Consider the following 2,470-nt stretch of genomic DNA (forward strand, 5'->3'; position numbering starts at 1 on the left):
CGCGTCGGGGAGGCCGGTCGTCGCGGCCCGGCCCAGGCGGAGGGTGTCGCCGCCGTAGCGGGCCACGGTCAGGGCGTGCACGTTGTCGGCCGTGGTGCCCCAGGCGACCGAGTGCGCGCCGCAGGAGTTGTTGCCGATCATGCCGCCGAGGGTGCAGCGGCCGTGCGTGGAGGGGTCGGGCCCGAAGGTGAGGCCGTGCGGGGCCGCGGCGGCGCGCAGGTCGTCCAGGATCACGCCGGGCTGGACGACCGCGGTGCGGGACGGGGCGTCCAGTGCGACGATCCGGTCGAGGTGACGGGTGAGGTCGAGGACGACGCCGGTGCCGGTGGCCTGGCCCGCGATGGAGGTTCCGCCGCCGCGCGGCACCACGGGAACCCCGTGCTCGCGGCAGACGGCGAGGGCGGCCGAGACGTCGTCGGCGTCGCGCGGGGCGACGGTACCGAGCGGTACGCGGCGGTAGTTGGAGGCATCCATCGTCGTCAACGCCCGTGCGGTGGCGTCGAATTCGACCTCTCCGCGGACCTCGGCGCGCAGGGCCCGTTCGAGTGCGGGGCGTTCCGTCGGATTCCGGTGTGCGGCCATGGATCCAGGATGCCGCCGACCGGGCCGCCCGGCCGCCCGGAGCCGCGTATTTCCCGTGAATACGCCGCTACGTCGGAATACGTCGGACGCGTGATCACATACGCAACAGAAAACACCACAAGCGCTTCCCAAAGAGAGCGCCAATTCTCATATAGTGACCTCGACTTACCTTGGAATCATCAGCTCCAGTTGTCTCTTTTGCTCCTGCTGTGACGAACCGTCCGAGACCTCCCGGAACCAGGCGGTTCAAACCGAGCGAACTCGACCGGCCTCGACCGAAGCCGACCGAGGCCGATAATCGGTCGCTCAGCCTGCTTGACCCGCTTCACCTGCTTCACCCGCAAGACCGTTCGGCCCGCACCCCAGGCCAGCGTGGTCCGCACCGAGTCGGGGGCAGCGACGCGAACCTGGCCCTCCTGCGCACCGGCTTCCCCCAAGGACTCCCAGCGAACCTGGCCCTCCTGCGCACCGGCTTCCCCCAAGGACTCCCAAGGACTCCCATTGAGCCCCTCATCCCGGCCGACCGCAGCGGCCCTGCTGATATCGCTGGCCGTCACCGGCGCCCTGTGCCTGTGGGCGGTCGTCGCTGCCCCCGACTCGGTGCGGACCACGCTGGCCTGGGGTGCGGGCGCCGCCGCCGTGCTGCTGTCCGCCGCCGTGGCCACCGCCGTACACGCCCGCGGCGCCGCGAACCGCATGCGGGCCCGTATCGCCTCGGAGGACCAGCGGTTCACCGGTGAGATCAGCCGCCTCGTGTCCGCCTCCGCGGCCGAGGGGCAGCGGTTCACCGCCGAGACCGCCCGGATCAAGTCCGCCGCCGCGGCCGAGACCGCCCGGATCAGGTCGGCCTCGGAGGCCGAGACCGCCCGCGCCGCGGCCCAGGCCGCCGCCGACACCCAGCGGTTCACCGCCGAGATCGAGCGGCTCACCGCCCGTGCCACCCGCAGCGAGACCGAGCGCTCCGCCGCCCTCGCCGCCTGCGCCAACGCCGCGGGCCGGATGCAGGCCCTGTCCACCAGCATGCTCGCCGACCTGCGCGAGATGGAGCACCGGCACGCGGCCGAGGACGTCCTGGGCGACCTGCTCCACCTGGACCACCGCACCGCCCAGGCGGGCCGGCTCGCCGACTCCATCGCCGTGCTGACCGGCGCCCGTTCCGGCCGGCGCTGGGCGAAGCCGATCGTGATGGAGTCGATCCTGCGCGGCGCGATGGGCCGGATCAGCGGCTACCAGCGGGTGCGGCTCCACTCGACCAGCGACGTCGCCGTGGCCGGTCACGCGGCGGAGGGCGTCATGCACGCGCTCGCCGAACTCCTCGACAACGCCGCCAACTTCTCGCCGCCCACGGCGGAGGTCCACGTGTACGTCGAGGAGGTCCCGGCCGGCATCGTGCTGACCGTCGAGGACAGCGGCCTGGTCATGAGCGAGGTGCAGCTGCGCCGCGCCGAACGCGCGGTGTCCGCCGACGTCCGGGACCTGACGGGGCTGTCCGGAACCCGGCTCGGCCTCGCCGTCGTCGGCCGGCTGGCCCGCAAGCACGGGCTGACCGTGTCGTTCCGCCCGTCCGCGCGCGGCGGCACCGGCGCCCTGATGATGCTGCCCCAGGAGCTCCTCACCCGCGCCCCCGCGAAGGTCCCGTCACCTCGACCGGATCGTCGCACTGGACGCCCCGTCCCGCACCGCGGTCGTCCAGCCCGGCGTGATCCTGGACGACCTGCGCGCCGCCGCGGCCCCGCACGGCCTCACCTTCGGGCCCGACCCCTCCACGCACGGCCGCTGCACCCTCGGCGGCATGATCGGCAACAACTCCTGCGGCGCGCACTCGGTCGCCTGGGGCACCACGGCCGACAACGTGCACGCCCTGACCGTGGCCCGCTACGGCGGCGAC

General features: G+C 73.4%; 2 protein-coding genes and 1 pseudogene. 2 read left to right on the plus strand and 1 reads right to left on the minus strand.

Features of this window, described 5'->3' with window-relative positions; all coding sequences use genetic code 11:
• The coding region (locus tag EAO76_RS17200) for an FAD-binding oxidoreductase (RefSeq protein ID WP_148836847.1) at positions 1–582 on the minus strand (582 nt) is incomplete at its 3' end.
• 501 nt (positions 583–1,083) lie between these two features.
• On the opposite strand from EAO76_RS17200, the pseudogene EAO76_RS17205 reads away from it, so the two are divergent.
• Positions 1,084–2,215 (plus strand): annotated as a pseudogene (locus tag EAO76_RS17205) (ATP-binding protein); the annotation flags it as partial.
• Between the two features lie 27 nt (positions 2,216–2,242).
• Positions 2,243–2,470: FAD-binding protein (locus EAO76_RS17210; protein ID WP_262375551.1), on the plus strand; the 228-nt coding region annotated here is incomplete at its 3' end.

This window comes from Streptomyces sp. sk2.1, from assembly GCF_008120935.1.
GTDB lineage: Bacteria > Actinomycetota > Actinomycetes > Streptomycetales > Streptomycetaceae > Streptomyces.